14 protein-coding genes are annotated in these 17,678 nt (G+C 72.1%); 7 read left to right on the top strand and 7 right to left on the bottom strand.

The features are described from left to right. Positions 1-5 precede the first annotated feature (5 nt). Positions 6-593: a sigma-70 family RNA polymerase sigma factor gene (locus ACWGJ2_RS01535; protein ID WP_453343868.1), complete on the top strand. Its 588-nt coding sequence runs from the start codon at positions 6-8 to the stop codon at positions 591-593. A gap of 24 nt (positions 594-617) precedes the next feature. Here ACWGJ2_RS01535 and ACWGJ2_RS01530 read toward each other — a convergent pair whose 3' ends face one another. From ACWGJ2_RS01530 to ACWGJ2_RS01520, 3 genes are all read right to left on the bottom strand, one after another. Further along, the gene (locus ACWGJ2_RS01530) at positions 618-2,273 is read right to left on the bottom strand and encodes a hypothetical protein (protein ID WP_453343867.1); all 1,656 of its coding nucleotides are present in this window, start codon (positions 2,271-2,273) and stop codon (positions 618-620) included. Positions 2,274-2,402: 129 nt separating this feature from the next. Next, complete coding sequence (locus tag ACWGJ2_RS01525) at positions 2,403-3,104, bottom strand: hypothetical protein (protein ID WP_453343866.1); 702 nt, start codon at positions 3,102-3,104, stop codon at positions 2,403-2,405. Beyond that, positions 3,101-4,153: an NlpC/P60 family protein gene (locus ACWGJ2_RS01520; protein ID WP_453343865.1), complete on the bottom strand. Its 1,053-nt coding sequence runs from the start codon at positions 4,151-4,153 to the stop codon at positions 3,101-3,103. The genes ACWGJ2_RS01525 and ACWGJ2_RS01520 overlap by 4 nt, the downstream gene beginning before the upstream one ends. A gap of 373 nt (positions 4,154-4,526) precedes the next feature. On the opposite strand from ACWGJ2_RS01520, the gene ACWGJ2_RS01515 reads away from it, so the two are divergent. From ACWGJ2_RS01515 to ACWGJ2_RS01490, 6 genes are all read left to right on the top strand, one after another. Next, positions 4,527-4,916, top strand: coding sequence for a DUF6668 family protein (locus tag ACWGJ2_RS01515; RefSeq protein ID WP_453343864.1), 390 nt, complete (start codon positions 4,527-4,529; stop codon positions 4,914-4,916). 46 nt (positions 4,917-4,962) lie between these two features. Beyond that, entirely contained in the window at positions 4,963-5,283 is a 321-nt protein-coding gene (locus ACWGJ2_RS01510; RefSeq protein ID WP_453343863.1) for a hypothetical protein, read from the top strand. Positions 5,284-5,417: 134 nt separating this feature from the next. Further along, positions 5,418-6,200: a hypothetical protein gene (locus tag ACWGJ2_RS01505; protein WP_453343862.1), complete on the top strand. Its 783-nt coding sequence runs from the start codon at positions 5,418-5,420 to the stop codon at positions 6,198-6,200. Next, positions 6,200-7,468, top strand: coding sequence for a hypothetical protein (locus ACWGJ2_RS01500; protein WP_453343861.1), 1,269 nt, complete (start codon positions 6,200-6,202; stop codon positions 7,466-7,468). Before ACWGJ2_RS01505 ends, ACWGJ2_RS01500 begins: the two co-directional genes overlap by 1 nt. Continuing rightward, entirely contained in the window at positions 7,458-8,954 is a 1,497-nt protein-coding gene (locus ACWGJ2_RS01495) for an SCO6880 family protein (protein ID WP_453343860.1), read from the top strand. Before ACWGJ2_RS01500 ends, ACWGJ2_RS01495 begins: the two co-directional genes overlap by 11 nt. Before the next feature lie 46 nt (positions 8,955-9,000). Beyond that, positions 9,001-10,497: an ATP/GTP-binding protein gene (locus tag ACWGJ2_RS01490; RefSeq protein ID WP_453343859.1), complete on the top strand. Its 1,497-nt coding sequence runs from the start codon at positions 9,001-9,003 to the stop codon at positions 10,495-10,497. Between the two features lie 75 nt (positions 10,498-10,572). Here the strand turns inward: ACWGJ2_RS01490 and ACWGJ2_RS01485 are convergent, their stop codons facing one another. The 4 genes from ACWGJ2_RS01485 to ACWGJ2_RS01470 all read right to left on the bottom strand — a co-directional run bounded on the left by ACWGJ2_RS01485 (position 10,573) and on the right by ACWGJ2_RS01470 (position 17,618). Further along, positions 10,573-11,883 carry a hypothetical protein gene (locus tag ACWGJ2_RS01485; RefSeq protein WP_453343858.1) on the bottom strand — a complete coding sequence of 437 codons (1,311 nt, stop codon included), beginning with the start codon at positions 11,881-11,883 and terminating at the stop codon, positions 10,573-10,575. A 94-nt stretch (positions 11,884-11,977) separates the two neighbouring features. Continuing rightward, positions 11,978-12,520: a hypothetical protein gene (locus ACWGJ2_RS01480; RefSeq protein ID WP_453343857.1), complete on the bottom strand. Its 543-nt coding sequence runs from the start codon at positions 12,518-12,520 to the stop codon at positions 11,978-11,980. 157 nt (positions 12,521-12,677) lie between these two features. Beyond that, positions 12,678-15,611 (bottom strand): BTAD domain-containing putative transcriptional regulator, encoded by a 2,934-nt coding sequence (locus tag ACWGJ2_RS01475; protein ID WP_453343856.1) that lies wholly within the window; start codon positions 15,609-15,611, stop codon positions 12,678-12,680. A gap of 489 nt (positions 15,612-16,100) precedes the next feature. Continuing rightward, the gene (locus ACWGJ2_RS01470) at positions 16,101-17,618 is read right to left on the bottom strand and encodes a glycosyl hydrolase (RefSeq protein ID WP_453343855.1); all 1,518 of its coding nucleotides are present in this window, start codon (positions 17,616-17,618) and stop codon (positions 16,101-16,103) included. Positions 17,619-17,678: the final 60 nt, after the last annotated feature.

Here is a 17,678-nt window from a genome sequence, read left to right as displayed (position 1 = left end):
CGAACGTGAGCTGGACCATAATGGGTTCCTCGGCGTCGATGAGCGCCAAGGAACGCGCGATGCGCACGCTCTACGACGAACAAGCGGGTGCTCTCTACGCCTACGTGGTGCGGTTGCTGGGAGGTGACCGGTATCGCGCCGAGGACGTGGTGCAGGAGACACTGCTGCGCTGCTGGCGCACGCAGGACCTGACGAGTGGTCAGCCGCTGCGCCCGTGGCTGTTCAGAGTGGCGCGCAACCTGGTCATCGACGACTACCGGCTGCGCATGACCCGTCCCCAGGAGGTCGACGGCAACGTCTGGCTGGAGGATCTGCTGACGAAGTCCGACGACGTGGACTGGCTGCTGTCCTCGATGCTCCTCAAGGAAGCCTTCCAGCATCTCTCGTCCAACCACCGCGAGGTGCTGTACGAGACCTACTACTCCGGTAGGTCGATGCGCGAGGCGGGCCAGGTGCTCGGCATACCGTCGGGAACCGTCAAGTCGCGCGTGCACCACGCGGTGCGCGCGCTGCGGCTGGCCATGGGTGTCGTCGAGAGCGCCGACGACGAGGTGCGCAGGAAGCCCGCGTGGTGGTACACCTCCGCCGCGTGACACACCGCCGCAGGGCGGCCGGGCTCAGCCCGCGCTCCGGACGGGTGAAGCGGACCGTTCCCAGGTCATCTGCCTCATCGCGGGGCGGGGCTTCTGGGCAGCGGTGGTGTCCGCCACAGGCTGTGCGGCGACGTTGGCCGCCGCGGGCTGTGCGGGTGCGTGCTCCCCCACGGAGTGCGCGACATTGTTGGCCGCGGCAGGTGCGGACGTGTCCGTCACCGGGTGTGCCGCGGGAGTGTGTTCCGCCGCGGGTCGTACCGCGGCACCGGCCGCTACCGGGTGCGGGTAACTGACAGCCACAGGCTGTTCGGGGGCACCGGCACCCGCCACTGACCGCGGCTCGGGCGTGTGTTCCGCCGCCGTGCGCGCGGGGACTTCGGCCGCCAAGAGCCGCGCGGCGATCTCGGCCCCGGCCGGCTGCGCGAGGACGGGCACCGCATACTGCACGGGAGCGGCCATCACAGGCTGCGCTGGGGCCTCGGCGACCACCGGCTGCGCGGGAACCTCGGCGACCACCGGCTGCGCGGGAGCCTCAGCCACCACCGGCTGCGCGGCGGCCTCAGCCGCGACCGGCCGTGCGAGAGCGGGCGCCGCATACTGCACGGGAGCGGCCACCACAGGCTGCTGCGCGGGAGCCTCGGCCACCACCTGCTGCGCGGGGACTTCGGCCGCGACCGGCTGCTGGGCCACGGGGTGCGAGTGCGAGGGGGCGGTGGCCATGGGCTGTTGGGGCGCCATCTGCAAGTTCTCGGACGCCCCCGCGTGTGCCTGGAGCAGCCGCACACGGTCTGCCAGTACAGCGGTGAGCGCGTCGCCCGACTGCCCCGGCATCTGATTGCGCATCCTGACGACGACGAGCCCGGCGGACAGCGCCTCGTCCCCCTGCGGCATCTGCCTCCACAGCTCTTCCGCGCGCCTCGCCACATCCTCTGCCATCGCGCCCTCGCCACGGTAGTGCCAGCGCTCGGCCACGTCGCGGTACAGCTGGATGCTGCCGAACGCGTCCCCGGTGCGGGCCGCCGCCTCGGCCCGCTTCTCGCGGATGTGCAGCACGTCGGGGTGCGAGACCCCGAGGACGCCCGCCGCCCTGTCGTCCAGTTCGGTGGCGAGTTTGACGGCCTCGGCGTACTGACCGACGCGCAGATGTTCCGTCACCTGCGCCAGCGGCCCCGCGTAGTCCCCACTCACCAACTGCCCGCCCTGGCCCGGCAGTCCGGGCTGTCCGGGCTGTCCGGGCAGCCCCGTCGCGGAGGCGGGGGCCGCAGGGCCCGGCGCGGCCGTTCCCGCCCCGCGCTTCTCCTTCGCCTGGCGGCGCAGCCCGAACGACCGCTTCTTCGGCGTCGTCGGCGCCTCCTGGGCTTGCCGCACCTTCCGCGACTTCTGTGCCTTCTGGGCCTTCTGCGCCGGGGCGGGCGTCGCGCCGTCCGGTGCCTCGCGCACCGAGCCGTCCGGCGCGATGATCAGCGGCCATACGGCGCCGTCCGGCTCGGTGGCCCTGGCCCGCACGGGGCGGCCGAGCCTGACCGCGGTCCCGGCCACCGCGTTCAGCGCGTCGGCGCGGGTGGGGTGCCCGGTCGTGGGCATCTGCGGGCCCGACGCGACGATCCGTCCGTCCTCGTGCACGATGAGGTCGTAGACCGGCCAGGTGGGGACATCCATGGATTCGGCGTTCGAAGGCATGAAGGAGTTCTCCGGGCTGTGGGACGGGTGCTGTCGGTCGTGTCCGTGCGACAAGTGTCGCCTGCCGAAGCGGGACACCGGTCACCGGACGCCTCCTGAGCGACGTCGACGTCCGGGCGGCGGTTGCGCCTAGGCGACGGTGACGTCGGCGACCCGCCAGGGCTTGCCGTCCGCGGTGCGGGTGAGCTGTACGTACGCCGTGACGACAAGGGGGTCGCCCGACCACTGGTCGCGCCCCGTCGGCGTGGTGGTGACGGTCCACTGGCGCCATGCCTCGCCGCCGGCGTCGGCGGGCTTCGCCGCGTCCTCCGTCTTCTCCAGGCCGACCTTGGTGTAGGCGCGGTGCTTGTCCCACTCCTGCCACTGCGCCCCTGGCACCGACTGGGGCCGGTCGGCGCGCAGCTTGTCCGCGTACTTGTCCGTCAGCCAGCCCGCCTCGGCCGTCCGCAGCTCGGCGTCCCTGGGCCCGCTGTCGATGGCCGTGTCGAACGTCCACAGCGACTTGAGCGCGCCGCGGCTCACCGCGTCGGCGTCGGTTCCCTTCACGTCCTCGGGGCGGACCGTTCCTCCCTTGGGCTCGCCCGTGGCCCCGGCGCCCGGGGACGCCGAGGCCGAGTCGGAAGCGGACGCTGAGGCCGACGCGTCGGCCTCAGCGTCGGCCGGGGTCGGGTAAGGACCGGTGCCGGTGGCGGCCGGGGAGGTGGCGGGGGACGACGGCGCGGTGCGCGCGTCCTCCCCGCCCTCGCCTGAACCGCAGCCGCTCGCGGTGAGCAGGACGGTGAGCACCGTCGCGGCCACCACGGCGCCGCTGCGCGCGGAGGAGGAAGTCATCCGAAGCGCCTCACTTTCTGGGGCTTGCTCGCGTAATACGATTCGTCGAGATCAGCGATCTTGACGACGTCACCGGTCTTGGGCGCGTGGATGAACTGCCCGTCACCGATGTAAATGCCGACGTGGTCGTAACTGCCTCCATTGAGCTTGAACAGGATCGCGTCGCCAGGCCGCATGTCGTCGCGGGAAACCGCCTCTCCCGCGTTGGCCTGGAGCTGCGTGACGCGCGGCGGCAGCACGTCGCCGCCGCTGGCGTAGTACACCGCGTACTGGACGAGGCTGGAGCAGTCGAACCCCACCGTGTTCGCGCCCTGCGCGAACCCGCGTCCCGGGCCCTCGGGTCCGCCGCCGCCCCACGAGTAGGGGGTGCCCAGCCACTTGCGGGCACCGGCCACGACGCGGTCGCCGAACGGGCTGTCGGCGTCGACCGGGTCGCCCTCGGTGTATTTGGGCATCGAGCCGACGATCCGCGTCACATAGCCCTGCGTCTCGGGGTACGGAGGCACGCCCCCGTACTCCTGGACCGCTCCGGGACCCGCGTTGTAGGCGGCGAGCAGCAGGCGGGTGATGTCCCCCTCCACGCCCATACGTCGGATCTTGTCCGCGAGCCAGCAGTCGTAGCGGGCCTGGGTCATGATCGCGTCGCCGGGTGTGAACGGGTCGGCCTCGCCGTCCGGTTCGTCGCTGCCGTCCTTGCCCGCCGCGTCCACGCCCCAGGTCTTCCAGGTTCCGGGCATGAACTGGCTCAGGCCCTGGGCGCCGACGGGGCTCTCCGCGTCGGGATTCCAGCCGGACTCGGCGGCGATCTGCGCCGCGACCAGCGGCGCGCTCACCTCGTCGCAGAGTTCACCTGCACGCTGGATCCACGCCGCGTAGTCCGCGGGTACGTGTCCCGCCTTGAGGTCCTTGGCGAAACCCACCGAGGCCGTGTCGTCCTGTTCCTCGACGGCCCCCACCACCGACAGCCCGACCACGGAGGCGAGCAGCCCCAGGCCGACGCCTCCCACGATCAGCGCCGTCGATCCCGCCCGACCGGGACGGCCGTTCATCCGGAACGCCCCATGTCATCTGAACACCCCAAAAAAACTCTGTGAATTGGCATGGGTGAATTGGCCTTTATGCGAAGTAATCGAAGAACAAGCAATTTATTGCCTGTTGCGGGTTTATGTGTACTATCGGCTCGTCGTATCAGCGGTCGAAGGAGATGTCTTGGCGGGGGATGTGCCGGTTGTGAATCCCTGGTTGCCGCAGTCCGACCCTCCGGGGGGCACCAACGGGAAACCTCACGGATCGGTTCAGAGTGCGCCGGAAGGACTCACAGGACCGGCGGCGCCCCAGGGTGCCGGAGTCCCGCGGCCCGAGCAGGCGTTGCCCGTCGCACAGCCCCACGCGGGCGAAGGGCACGGCTGGTGGTGGCTTGGCGTGCACGGAGGCGCGGGTGTCAGCTCGCTGGAGCGCGCCATCTCCGGCGGCCGGGACGCCAACCGGGCCTGGCCCACGGCCTCGACGTCCCAGTCGGTCGTCCTGGTCGCCCGCTCCACGGCACACGGTCTCGAAGCCGCGCAGCACGCCGCGCAGCAGTGGGCCTCGCGCATGGTCACCGGGGTCGAGCTGCTGGGCCTGGTCGTCGTCGCGGACGCTCCGGGCAAGCGCCCGCGGCTCCTGCGCGACCGGGTGCGGCTGGTCTCGGGCGCCGTGCCCCGGCTGTGGGAGGTCCCCTGGGTGGAGCAGTGGCGGCTCGGCGAGCCGCATCTGCCCAAGGAGTGCACGGCCCTGGCGCGTGACCTGACCCGGCTCACCCGCCCCCTGTAGATACGTCCCACCCGCGATCCGGCTCACCGCCTGGAAAGGAAACGAGTTGTCCAGTCTGCTGGCGGCCGTCATGGACGTCACACCGAACGCGGCCCACATGGTCGTGGCAGCCCCGCAGCCCTCGGGCGTACCCGACGTCGGCGGAGGGGAGGCGCCGCCCGGAGCCGAGGACCTGCTGAAGGTCCTCAAGTGGGTGGCGTGGACCGTCACGGCCCTGTGCGTCGCGGGCATCTTCGCCGTCGCGGCACGCATGGCGGTCGACCACTCCCGCGGTGGCGGCCGGGAACACGCCAGAGGGCTCGGCTTCGTCCTCGGCGCGTGCCTGCTCGTCGGCTCCGCCTCGGGCATCGTCGGCGCGCTCGTCTAGGCACACCGGCGCGCGCCCGTACAGGAACAACGCCCCCACAGAACGTCCAGGAACGCCCGTACAGGAACACGGAGCAGACCGATCAGCACTCCGGCCCACCAGCACCCGACCACCCGTGAGGATGGGGAAAGAACATGGCAGACCCCGGCACCCGCGCGGCGGCCGACGAGCCGCGCAGCCCGTGGCTGCGCTCCGGCTTCGTACTCGCCGCCGCGTTCATCGGCTTCGTGACCGTCATCGGAGGAGCGGTCGTCCTCACCTCCGACCCGCCCACCGCACCGGCGAAGGACGGGGGCTCCACGTCGGCCCGGTCGTCCGCCGACCCCGCGGCGGACCCGGACCGGTCCTCGTCCCGCGGCGGCGGAAGCGGTGGCGGGACGTGCCCCGAACTGGCCGACAAGCAGCAGGACGTGCCCACCTCGGCACCCCGGCGCGTGACCTGGTCGCTGTACGACGCCGTGGCGCTCCCCTCCTCCAAGGCGTCGGGCCCGGCGCTGGTCGGCCGTAACGTCGCACGCTGCTACGCGCACACCCCCGTCGGCGCCCTGCTGGCCAGCAGCCAGATCAGCGTGCGCTATCTCGCCGCCGACGACTGGCGGAAGGTGGCCACGGCGCAGACCGTCGGCGCGGGCCGCGACACCTACATCGCGGAGCGGACCAAGTCGGAGCGGAAGAGCGCGACCACGGAGCAGGGCGGTGGTGCCCACGGGCAGATCGCCGGGTTCAAGTTCGTCACGTACAACTCCAGCACCGCGGTGATCCAGACCGTGTGGCGGTTCCCCGACGGCCGCATGCAGGCCGCCACCACCACGATGCTGTGGCAGAACGGCGACTGGAAGCTGGAGTACCCGGCTGACCCCGCCGCGCCCACCCAGGTCGGTTCGCTGGCCGGATACACCGAATGGGGAGGTGTCTGATGGCGGGCTGTGACTTCGGATGGGTCGCCCCCTCCGTCGGCGGATACTGCGTAGGGGACGGCTCCGGCGCGTCCCCGAAGGACCTCGGCGACAGCGGGTTCGACGACATCGCCGAGAGCGCCGCTGAAGCGGCGGCCACGACCGTCAAGGCGCTCGGCAGCTCCTGGATGAGCCTGGGCCGCCCCGAACTGGCCGACAACGGCGGCCCCGTGGCGTTCCTCCAGGACTCCACGCTGTGGGTCACCTCGTTCACCGCCGTGCTGTGTCTGCTGTTCGCGGCCGGGCACCTGGCCTGGCAGCGCCGCGGCGACTCGGCCAAGCAGGCCCTCCAGGGGCTGCTCAACCTGGTGGTGGTCTCCTCCGCCGGGGTCGCCACGGTCGGCCTGCTGACCTCGGCCGGGGACAAGTTCAGCGTGTGGATCATCGACAGGTCCACCGGCTGCCAGCAGATCAGCGCGGCCGGGGAACCCGTCGCGCAGTGCGTGGACGAGTTCGAGAAGCGCACCTCCGCCATGCTGGCACTGGGCGGCACGGACTCCTCGTTCCTCGTCCTGATCATGGCCATGCTGGTGGTCATCGGCACCGTGGCGCAGATCGCCCTGATGATCGTGCGGATGGCCATGCTGGTGATCCTCACCGGCACACTCCCCCTTGCCGCAGCGGCCAGTTCGGCCCCCGCGGGCCGGATCTGGTTCCGCAGGTCCGTGGGCTGGCTGCTCGCCTTCGTGCTCTACAAACCGGCGGCGGCCGTCGTGTACGCCGCCGCGTTCTCGATCAGCGGGCAGAAGCAGGACAACGAGGTCGTCTCCATGGTCTCCGGGGTCGTCCTGATCGTCCTGGCCTGCGCGACGCTGCCCGCGCTGATGCGGTTCGCCGCGCCCGTCGTCCAGGCGGCGGTGTCCGGCGGAGGCCGCTCGGGGCGCTCCTCCGGCGGCTCTGACGGATCGTCGAGCGCGGCTACCGGAGCACTGCCCGTCCCGCACCTGCGCAGCCTCGGCACCGGCCGCTCGGTGGCGGGCGCCGCCGTGGTGCCGGACCCCAGCGGGTTGCAGACGGGCGCCGCGCGAACCGCCAAGGGAAGCGACAGGGCACACGGAAAACCGGCCGGGCCCGCCACGGCCCCGACCACAGCGCGGCCCGAGGCGCAGGACAACAGCGCCGAGACACAGTCAGAGGAACGGGACGCGACGACGGGCCAGGCCCCGGTAACGGTGCCGGACCGTCAGCACCCCGACGACCATCAGCAGGAGAAGCCCCGTGGCTACTGAAACCCTCTCCCCCCGCACGTACGGCAACTTCCGCAGGCCCCGCACCTCGGGGCTGCGCGGCCTGTCCCTGGGCGTGACGCTCCTGCTGTTCGCCGGGCTGATCGCCGTGGTCCTGGCCACCCTGATCTCCCTCTGGGCCGCGCTGGGCATCGCCCTGGCCCTCGCCGTGATCATGGGCCCGCTGGCGCTCAAGGACCGGCACGGGCGGACGCTGATGCAGCGCGGCGCGGTCCGCCTGGCGTGGCGGCGCACCACCGCTTCCGGCAGCCACGAGTACCGCTCGGGCCCGATGGGCAGGAGCGGACGCGGCACCTGCGAACTGCCGGGCCTGGCGGCCGGGTCGACGCTCACGGAGGCGCAGGACGGCTACTCCCGCCCGTTCGCCATGATCACGATCCCGTCGACGGGCCACCACACCGTGGTCATCTCCTGCGACGCGGACGGCGCGGCACTCGTCGAGGAGCGGCAGGTCGACAGCTGGGTGGCGCACTGGGGCCAGTGGCTGTCGGCGCTGGGCGCCGAGCCCGACCTCGTCGCCGCGAGCGTCACGGTGGAGACCGCGCCCGACACCGGGGTGCGGCTCCAGCACGAGGTCTCGGCCAACTCGGCGCCCGACGCGCCCGAACTGGCCACGGCGATGCTGGACGAGGTGCTGGCCTCCTACCCCTCGGGCTCGGCGCAGATCGCCACCCGGATCGCGCTGACGTACTCCGGTGCCGCCCGCCCCGGCGCCTCCCGCCGCAGCGCGGAGGACATGGCGCTGCACATCGGCACCCGGCTGCCAGGCCTGACCGCCGGGCTGTCCATGACGGGCGCGGGCACGGCCGTGCCGATGACGGCGACCGAACTCACCGAGGCGATACGTGTCGCCTACGACCCCACCGTCGCGCCCCTGGTCGAGGAGGCGCGGGCCACCGGCGGCACCGGGCTGACGTGGGACCAGGCCGGGCCCATGGCGGCGCGCGAGGCGTGGGACCACTACCGGCACGACGGCGCGTTCAGCATGACGTGGGCCATGACGGAGGCCCCGCAGGGCGAGGTGTTCTCCAACGTCCTGACCAACCTGGTGCAGCCCAACCGCGACATCGCGCGCAAGCGCGTCACGCTCCTGTACCGCCCGCACACCCCGGCCGAGGGTGCCAGGGTCGTCCAGCAGGACTACAAGAACGCGCTGTTCAGCGCCCAGCAGTCGCAGATCGGCCAGGCACGCGACGACGCGGAGGTCACCGCGGCGCGCAGGACCACCGAGGAGCAGGCACAGGGCCACGGCGTGATCCGGTTCGGCCTGCTGATCACCGCGACCGTCAACTCCCAGGCGGAGCTGCCGGAGGCCGCCGCAGCCGTCGACAACCTCGCGCCCGCAGCGCGCATCGCGGTGCGGCCCGTCTACGGCTCGCAGGCGGCGGCGTTCGCCGCGGCGCTGCCGCTGGGCCTGGTGCTGCCGCTGCACACCGCCCTGCCGCAGACCGTGCGCGACGTGATGTGACGGCGTCGGCTGCCCGCGCACGAGGAAAGAGGAGAACCAGAACCTGATGGCACGCTCGACGAAGACGAAGACGAAACAGCCCAGGCAGCCCCGCCAGCCCCGCCCCACCTCCCGTGGCTGGCCGGGCCCCGGCGGCGGCATGGTCGGCTACGTCGACCCCGCGCCCGAGTGGCGCGGCACCTCCGTCCAGGTGTGCGGCCTGTGGCCGTTCGGCGCCGGGTCGGGCACCCCGATGGTCGGGGTGCCGCTCGGCCGCGACCTGGAGTCCGGGGCGACGGTCTGCTGCGACCCGGTCTCGTGGTTCATGCGCACGGGCCTGCTCGCCAACCCGTCGATGTTCGTGCTCGGCCGCCCAGGGCTCGGCAAGTCGACGGTCGTCCGGCGCATGGCACTCGGCCTCTCAGGCTACGGCGTCCACCCGCTGATCTTCGGCGACCTCAAGCCCGACTACGTGGACCTGATCAGGGCCATCGGCGGCCAGGTCATCAGCCTGGGCCGGGGCCGGGGCAACCTCAACGTCCTGGACCCGGGCGAGTCCCTCCAGGCCGCGTCGCGGCTCACCGGCGAGGCCCGCAGCAGGCTCCTCGCGGAGATACACGGCCGCCGCCTGCACATGGTCTCGGCGCTGGTGACGATCCTGCGCTCGGGTCCGCCGACGGACCGCGAGGAGACGATCCTGTCGGCGGCCCTGAACGTCCTGGACGACCGGCACTCCTCGGGCACCTCGGGCCAGAACCGCGTCCCGGTCCTCGGCGACCTGGTGCAGGTCATCAAGGACGCCCCGGAGAGCGTGCGCGCCGTGGCCCTGGACCGGGGCGACATCAACCGCTACCGCGACGTCACGGAGAACCTGGAGGCGTCGCTGACCGCGCTGCTCGGCGACGGCCGCCTCGGCGGCACCTTCGCCAGCCCGACGACGGAGCCGATGAAGCTGGACCGCCCGGTCTGCTTCGACGTCAGCGGCATCGACGACAGCGAGGTCCTGCTCCAGGCGGCGGCGCTGCTGTCGTGCTGGTCGTACGGCTTCGGCGCGGTCTCCGCCGCGCACGCGCTCGCGGACGCGGGACTGGAGCCGCAGCGCAACTACTTCCTCGTCATGGACGAGCTGTGGCGCGTCCTCCAGGCGGGCCGCGGACTGGTGGACCGCGTCAACGCGCTGACCCGTCTGGACCGTCAGCGCGGCGTCGGCCTGGCCATGATCACCCACAGCATCGACGACCTCATGGCACTCCCGGCCGAGGAGGACCGCACCAAGGCGAAGGGCTTCGTGGAACGCGCGGGCATGGTCGTCTGCGCGGGCCTGCCGCCCGCCGAGATGCCCCAGCTCAGCCAGGTCGTAGAGCTGACGGAGGCGGAGAAGCGGCTGCTGACAGACTGGTCCACCCCGCCGGCCTGGGACGCCGCCAACGGCCGCCGCGCCGACCCGCCAGGGCTCGGCAACTTCCTCATCAAGGTCGGCAGCCGCCCCGGCATCCCGCTGCGCGTGGATCTGACGGCGGCGGAGACGCGGGTCAACAACACCAACAAGAGGTGGAACAAGTAGGCGGCAGGCGCGAAGCGCACAGAGGACGGGCCCGCGGCGGGAAGCCGCGGGCCCGTCGCTGTTGCCTGACCGTCGCTACCTGACGCTGCGCCCCTTGGCCGCCGTGTTGGCGGCAACCTGCGCGGTCTTGGGCGGCGGCGTGGCGGACGAGTTCGCCGCGTGTGTGGGCGCGGCAGGCGTCGTCGTGGCGAGGACCCGGTGCCCCTCGGCGCTGATCGGGGACTGGGGCAGCGGGGACGCGGAGCGGGACGCCGCGGGGTTCACGGGGTTCGCCGTGTTCGGGGACACAGTGGGCGTCTCCAACGCCGACCTCTGCTGATCCCGCTGGCTCTGCCGCACGCTCTCCGCCGTCTGGGCATCGCTCATGCGCTGATTCGTGCCCGTGTACGTGGCGGCCAACGGCTGTGCCGGGCGTTCGAAGCGCGACGGGTCGGCCCGCCCGTAGAAGCTCTCATCCAGCGCATTGTGCTCAGCAGCGCTCAACGAGGAAGGCTCAGTCCTCGGTTGTGGCTCGCTCGACGTCCCGCTTCGGGGAATCGGGGGGTACGAGACGGGGGAGACGCCAGCCCGCTGCTCCTGCGCGGGGGCGGGCGGGGCCTGTTGGCGCTCACCGGTCGAGAGGGATGCCGTGCGTTCGGGCGCGGGCGCGGGCTCGGACGGCGTGGCCGGGCGGGTGGAGCGGTCGGCGGCCTCGGGCGCCCCGGGGGCCGCTCCCTGCGACTGGCCCAGCAGGGTCGCCCGGAGGCGGTCCCTCTCGTTCCCGGGCAAGTGGTCGGACGCCTCACTCATCTCCGGGGTGACCATCGCCTGCGCGCGCGGCAACCGCCCGCTGTCGGCCGCCTTCTTGTATTCGCCCTTGAGCAGCTCGGCCACGTGGGCCTTGACCGCGACGTCCAGCGCCCGCTTCCACGCGTCCGCCATTTCCTGGCCCGGCGCGGGTGGCCCCGGCTGCCCGAACTGCTGGCCGGGCTGTTGCCCGAATTGCTGGCCGAACTGCTGCGCCGGCGGCCCCTGCGCGAACCCGCCGGTCCCGGGCCCGGGACCGTACGCCCCGGGCCCGGGCTGGAAGGGCTGCATGGAGCGCTCCTGCCCCCAGCCCTGCCCCTGCCACTGCTGCGGGCCGCCGTAGTCGGGCCCCGAGGGGGAGGCCGCGGGCGCGTACTGAGCGGCGAAGTCCTGCGGCGTCGAGCGGCCCGGGTTCAGGCGTCGCCCGATCCACTGTGCCGCGCGCCTCACCAGGTTCAGGAGCGCCTGCCTGCGGGAGGTCTCCCGCAACTCCTCCCTGATCAGGTTCAGCGCCAGTCGCCTGGCCTCGTTGTTCACCGCATCCGGAGCGGACGTGTTCGGCCCGGTCCCGGCCTGCCGAGGCGGGTCAGTGTCGGCCATGGAGCCCCTCCTTCATGGTCGGGGGTGCTGACGCCGGGAACAACGGGCCCCGGTGGGGAACGGTTCAGTCAGCTCACCGCTCGCCGCTCACCACTCACTTCCTGCGGCGCTTACGGCCACGGCCGCCGCTCTTCCCGTAGGGGGAGCCGGAGGACACCGGCGCGGGCGCGGGCGCCGGGGCCGGAGCCACGACCGTCACCGTCGGCGCGGGCGGCTGGGTCTCACGGGCGGCCGAGCCGTGCCCCTGCGACGAGTGCTGGGACTGGAGCCGGGGGGTGAACTGCCCTTCGGGCCGCGAGAGCGGCGACGGCTGGTCCCGTGTCCCCCGCTCCGTCGAAGCGCCGGTCCTGCTCGCGAGCCGGTCACGGGCCTCGGCGAAGTGCCTTGCGGCGTCCTGTTGTCGCTCCAGGGCCGCGACGGCGGCGTGGTGGTACTCCTGCTGCTGGTCCCGGCCCATCATTCCCCGCTTGAAGAGGCCCGTGGCGTCCTTGTCCGCGGCCTCGGCCCTCGCGTACGCGTCCCGGGCCTCCCTGAGCCGCTCCCACATGAACTCCTCCGCGCTGAGCAGGCTGTTCATCTCGGCCACGGCCACCTGGTCGACGGTCAGGTGCGGTTCCCCGTGGGACTCCTCGTACATCTGCGGTGTTCCTCTTCCCTTGTCCTCTCCGGTGGCCCCCGGCCCGCACATCCATCGCGCGCGGGCCGAGACTTTCCTGGCCCCGTGCGACCTTCGCGTGAGCAACCACGGTCCCGCGGAGGCGGTGGTTCACCCCCGCGGCCGACCGTGGCCACGCTCACGTCGTGCTGGTGTCCGCCGGGCGCACACCCACGTCGGCGGGGTCGGCCCCCGGCCTCGTGTGCTCCGTGCCCCGCGCGCCCTCCTCCAGGCGGCGCAGCTTCTCCCGGATCTCCTTGGCGTCGGGGTGGTCGAACTCCTCGAAGACGGCGAGCGCTTCGCGCCACCGGGCGCGGGCCACCTCCGGCCTGCCCGTCGCCAGGTGGATGTCGCCGAGGTGGCCGAGGGTGTGTCCCTCGCCCCAGCGGTTGCCGACGTCCCGGTGTGTCTCCAGCGCCTGGTGGTAGCGCTGGATCGCGTCGTCGTGGCGGCCCAGCCGGTGCTGGACGGTGCCGAGGATGTCGAGGGTGACACCCTCGACCCAGCGGTTGCCGGTGGCGTGGAGGACGCCCAGGCCCTGCTCCAGGTAGTCGTTGGCCTCGTCGAACCTGCCGAGCCGCTGACAGGCGTCCCCCAGGTTGGCCAGGGCTATGCCCTCTCCCCAGGCGTTGCCGGAAGCGCGGTCGAGGGCCAGCGAACGGCGTGTGTACTCGACGGCCTTGTCGAGCCGTCCGACCTGCATGTGTAGATTGCCCAGGTTGCCTACGGCCTGGGATCTGCCGGTGGTGTCCCCGAGCCGCTGGCACAGCATCATCGCCTGCCGCAGATGGACGATGGCCTCGTCGAACCTGCGCATCGCCGTCAGCGCGGCGGCCATGTCGCTCAGGCTCCACGACTCGCCCGTGCGGTCGTCGGCCTCGCGGGCACCGGCGAGGGACACCCGGGCTGTCTCGAACCAGTCGTGCAGGTGGCTGCGGAGGTAGAAGAACCCCCACATGGCGGCGGTGAGCCGCCACGCGATGTCGGGCCGCTGGTAGGCGGCCGCCTGATGCACCGCCGCGACGAGGTTGGCGCGTTCCGTCTCGCACCACGTCAGCGCCTGGTCGCGCATGGTGAACGCCAGGGGGTTGCAGCCCTCTGGCAGGGGTTGCAGAGGTATCCGGCGGCGGCGCGGGGTGAGGTGGGGGTAGGCGGCGTCCACGGTGTGCTGGTACCAGCACAGCAGCCGCTCCACGGCACGGGCCCGCTCCTGCGGTGTCTCCTCGGTCTCGACGCGTTCGGCGGCGTAGACACGCAGGAGGTCGTGCAGGGAGTAGCGGCCCGGCGCGTGCTCGGTGAGCAGATGGACGCGGGTGATCTCGACGAGCAGGCTCCTGGTCTCGCGGAGCGGGAGTCCGGCGAGGGCCGCGGCGGCGTGCGCCGAGATGTCGGGCCCCGAGTGCAGGCCCAGCAGGCGGAACAGCCTGGCCGCGGGGACGGACAGTGCCTCGTAGGACCAGGAGAAGACGGTCCGTACGTCCGTCGTGGGGTCGCCGCCCGCGAGCGCGTCGAGACTGTCCTGGCTGTCGCGCAGCTCCTTGGCCACCGCGTGGAGCGGGAAGCCGGGGTGCGTGGCGGCACGCGCCGCGACGACGGCGAGGGCCAGCGGCAGCCGCGCGCACCGCGCGATGATCTCCTTGGCCGCCTGGGGTTCGGCGGCCAGCCGTGCGGCGCCGACGCGGCGCACGAGGAAGCCGTGCGCCTCGGAGGGCTTCAGCGGACTCAGCGTCAGCGGATAGGCACCGTCGTTGGCTATCAGCCCGGTGAGCTGACTGCGGCTGGTGACGATGACCAGGCAGCTCGGCGACCCCGGCAGCAGCGGCCGCACCTGCTCGGTGTCGCGGGCGTTGTCCAGGAGGATCAGGACCCGCCGCTGGGCGAGCATGCTGCGGTACAGGGCCGCCTGCGCGTCGAGGGACGCGGGTATGCGCTGCGGCGGGACGCCGAACGCGTCGAGGAAGTTGCGGATGGCCTCCGCGGGCGTGACCGTCGAACCGGTCGGGTCGAAGCCCCGCAGGTTGATGTAGAGCTGCCCGTCGGGGTAGCGGTCGGCGACCCGGTGTGCCCAGTGCACGGCCAGCGTCGTCTTGCCGATGCCCGCCATGCCGCCGATCGCGCCGATCACCATGGGGGCAGGGCCCGTACCGCCGCCTGACGACAGCTCCTCGACCTGCTTCAGCTCGGCCTGCCGCCCCGTGAACGTGTGGAGGTCGGCGGGGAGCTGTGCAGGGCGGGCGGCCTGCCGGGTGGCCGGGGCCAGACGGTAGGACTCCTTCTCCGGCGCCGACGGCTCCAGCGACGCGTCGGCGGCGAGTATGCGGTCGTGCAGCTCGCGCAGCGACGTGCCGGGCTCGATGCCCAGCTCGGCCACCAGCGTGCCCCGCGTCCTGCGGTAGGCGGCCAGCGCCTCCGCCTGCCGTCCCGACCGGTACAGCGCGAGCATGAGGAGCTGGCACAGCCGCTCCCGCAGCGGGTGCTCGCCGGTGAGCGCCGTCAGCGTGGCGATCACCTCGTTGTGCCGCCCGAGCTGGACATCGACCTCCAGGCAGGTCTCCAGCGTCGTCAGCCGCTCCTCGACGAGCCGGGAGCGCTCCGCCTCGGCCAGCGGGCCCGGAAGTCCGGCCAGGGGTGTCCCCTCCCACCCGTCGAGCGCGGCGTGCAGCAGCTTCGCGGCGGCGTGCAGTTCGCCCGCTGTGCGCAGCTTCTTCGCCTCGGCGACGCGCCGCTCGAAGACCCGCAGATCCAGGGAGTTCTCGGGCACCCTGACGAGATATCCGTCCGCGACCGATACCACCACCTGCGGGGCTTCCGCGGCCTGGCGTTCGGGTTTGAGCACCTTGCGCAGCCGTGACACGTATGTCCGCAGCACGGAAACGGCGGCGGTCGGTGGTTCGTCTCCCCACACGGCGTCGACGAGTTCGGCGACGGTGACGGGGCGTCCCCGGCGCAGTAACAGGGCGGCCAGCACCACTCTCTGCTGCGGTGAGCCCAGGTCCAGTTCGGTGTCACCGTGCCACGCCCTGACCCGTCCCAGCACCGCGAAGCGCAGGGACTCCTCGTAGGCCGCGCTCACGGGGCCACCAGGGCATTCATAGCGGGGACATGCACGGCAGGGGCGTTCACGACGGGGACGTTCATGCGCTCCAGGCTCCCGGCGCGGCGACGCGGACGGGAGTGCCATGTGGCACCGATACCGATGACAGATATGAGTGGAGCTTGTGCTGACGTATGGGGGGCTCGTGCTGACATGTGGGCCTGTTCAGGAAAATTGACGGTGAATTGTGTGCAGGACACGGCTCAAGAGCCCTGCCCTGACCAACCGCGATCGCCCCCCGTCGCGACGGACTGTCAGCCTACTGGTGTCACGGGCCCGCGCGACGCCTGCCGTACGGCCTGCCGTACGTGCCGCACAAGCCGTACGCGCATGCCCGCACTCGTCCGCTGTGGGCACACCACCGCGGACACGGCGGAAACGCGCCCGTAGAACACTTCCGGCCACGGCTTCACCGTACCCCGAAGGGCGCGGTGAAGCCGTGGCCGTGACGTCACGACAGACAGTGGGTCAGTCCGCCGCGCGGAAGGTGTTGCCGCTCGGGTTCGCGGTGGCACCGTCGTAGAGGCCCGTCGGGCTGGTCTGCTTGGAGAGCGCGAACCACGCGTAACGCTCCAGGAAGTCCAGCTTGTCCAGTGTTTCGGTCGATGCCTTGATGAAGGCGGTCTGCTCCTGCTCGCTGGGGTAGCGCGGCTTGTGGTCCTTGGCCGTGAAGTCGATGAGCGCGTACTCCGTCAGCCACACCGGCTTGTTGTAGCGCTCGTGGATGCCCTTCAGGTAGGAGGCCAGTTGCTCGCTAGCGCCGGGGCCGAAGTCCGAGCCGTACCAGTGCACCGGGATGAAGTCGACGCGCAGGTTGCGCTCCTGGGCTCCCTTCATGAAGCGGTCCAGCCAGCTGCCGTCCTTGGCCGCGTCGTACGCGACGGCGGGTGCGCCCAGCCGCATGCCCGTCTTCTCCAGTTGGGGCCACAGATCCAGGGCCTCTTCGGGCGTCATGTTGGCCTGCTGGGGCAGATCGGGCTCGTTGAAGGCCAGCAGGTTTTTACCCGACTGCTTCGCCTTGTTCAGCTCGGCGTCATTCACCGACCCCCTGCCCCAGATGGTGGGCACGAACTCCACACCCTCCGGCGGCGTGAGGCCATCGCTGGAGGCGGCCCAGTTGTGGTACCAGGTCGCACCGGAGTCCTTCAGCGCCTCCGTCGCGCCGTCCACGGGGTTGACGGCGACGCCCCTGCCGTTCGAGGGCGAGTCGCCGGGGTTGCCGGGCTGGTCGTTGCCGGGGGTGGGCTCCGGCTTCGGCTCCGGCTTGGGGTCGGGCTTGTCGGCGGGGCCGCCGTTGCCGTGGAAGGTGACGGTCATGCCGCTGCATTCCTTGCACTGGCGCACCACCTGGTTGCCCGGCTCGGTGTCGTGCTTGGACCACGAGTAGGCGGAGGGGCACTGCTTGGCCAGCGCCTCGCTGTAGGGGGTCTTCGCGTCGCGGTTCGGGTTGACGCACACCAGCGGCCTGCCGGTGCCCTTGGCCTTGGTCAGGTTCTCCGGCGGACAGGCGGAGAGCAGATTCGTGGGGCAGCCCACCGAGGCGCACTCCCCGCCGTTCTCCGGCGGCTTCGCCCCTTCGGGCGTGATGGTGACCGACGTGGAGACCGCGTTCACATAGCTGACGTCGTACCAGGGTGCCAGGTTGTCGGCCCTGTCGAAGTTGAACTCCGCCAGGCTGACGGGCTGCTCGCCCGTAGTGCAGTGGTCCGCGTAGGGCCCGCAGTCGCCCACCTCGCAATAGAAGGTGGTGCCCTCCTCCCCGCTGCACCCCTGGCGGGCGAAGAACTTGCCCCGCCAGTGCCCCGGGTCCGAGTTCTCGGGAATGGTGACGGTGGCCGACTTGCCCGGGTCCAGCACCGGCAGCCCCGTCAGCGGCTTCGAACCGTCCGCGTTGACGGTGGCACCGACCCACACACGGCTGCCCGTCTCGTTGCGCAGGGTGACGGTGTGCTCCCCGTTCTCGGCCGCGGCCGAGGCGGAGGCCATGTCCTCCTTCCCCCCGTCGGACCAGAACTGCGTCGAGGCCACGGCCGACACACCGACGAC

This window comes from Streptomyces sp. NPDC054796 (genome assembly GCF_053611545.1).
This window is presented reverse-complemented; position numbering and strand designations above follow the sequence as displayed.

Coding starts and splice junctions, on each gene's coding strand:
- ACWGJ2_RS01505 (WP_453343862.1), top strand. CDS start 5,418: ATGGCAGACCCCGGCACCCGCGCGGCGGCCGACGAGCCGCGCAGCCCG.
- ACWGJ2_RS01485 (WP_453343858.1), bottom strand. CDS start 11,883: ATGGCCGACACTGACCCGCCTCGGCAGGCCGGGACCGGGCCGAACACG.
- ACWGJ2_RS01530 (WP_453343867.1), bottom strand. CDS start 2,273: ATGCCTTCGAACGCCGAATCCATGGATGTCCCCACCTGGCCGGTCTAC.
- ACWGJ2_RS01470 (WP_453343855.1), bottom strand. CDS start 17,618: ATGGCCTCCGCCTCGGCCGCGGCCGAGAACGGGGAGCACACCGTCACC.
- ACWGJ2_RS01525 (WP_453343866.1), bottom strand. CDS start 3,104: ATGACTTCCTCCTCCGCGCGCAGCGGCGCCGTGGTGGCCGCGACGGTG.
- ACWGJ2_RS01520 (WP_453343865.1), bottom strand. CDS start 4,153: ATGAACGGCCGTCCCGGTCGGGCGGGATCGACGGCGCTGATCGTGGGA.
- ACWGJ2_RS01480 (WP_453343857.1), bottom strand. CDS start 12,520: ATGTACGAGGAGTCCCACGGGGAACCGCACCTGACCGTCGACCAGGTG.
- ACWGJ2_RS01500 (WP_453343861.1), top strand. CDS start 6,200: ATGGCGGGCTGTGACTTCGGATGGGTCGCCCCCTCCGTCGGCGGATAC.
- ACWGJ2_RS01490 (WP_453343859.1), top strand. CDS start 9,001: ATGGCACGCTCGACGAAGACGAAGACGAAACAGCCCAGGCAGCCCCGC.